We start from the raw sequence: 480 nt of genomic DNA, 5'->3' as shown, positions 1-480 counted from the left end.
GTCCTCAACGTCGACGGCACCGTCCACCGTCAGGAATGGGACGCCGACGGCAACCTCACCGCTGTCATCGACCCGGCCGGTAACCGCACCGAATACACCCACCACGCCTGCGGCGCCATCGCCTCGGTCACCGAACCCACGGGTGCGGTCACGACGATCGACGTCGACGCCGCCGGACTACCGGTCCGGGTCACCGACCCGCACGGCGGGGTCACCACCATCGAACGCGACCACTTCGGCCGCCCCACCGCTGTCACCGATCCCCTCGGGGCGACCGTCCGCTACATCTGGTCGGGCGAAGGAAAACTGCTGCGCCGCATCGACCCCGACGATATCGGCGAGTCCTGGGTGTGGGACGGCGAGCTCAACCTGATCGCCCACGTCGACCGCAACGGCGGCATCACCCGCTACACCTACGGCGCCTTCGACCTACTCACCGCCCGCACCGAACCCGACGGCGCGATGACCCACTACACCTTC

At 68.8% G+C, this 480-nt stretch carries 1 pseudogene; it reads left to right on the top strand.

What is annotated here, in order from left to right:
• A pseudogene (locus tag FEK34_RS29835) lies at nt 1–480 on the top strand (RHS repeat protein); the annotation flags it as partial.

The sequence above is a fragment of the Nocardia cyriacigeorgica genome (assembly GCF_005863245.1).
GTDB classification, from domain to species: domain Bacteria; phylum Actinomycetota; class Actinomycetes; order Mycobacteriales; family Mycobacteriaceae; genus Nocardia; species Nocardia cyriacigeorgica_C.
This window is presented reverse-complemented; position numbering and strand designations above follow the sequence as displayed.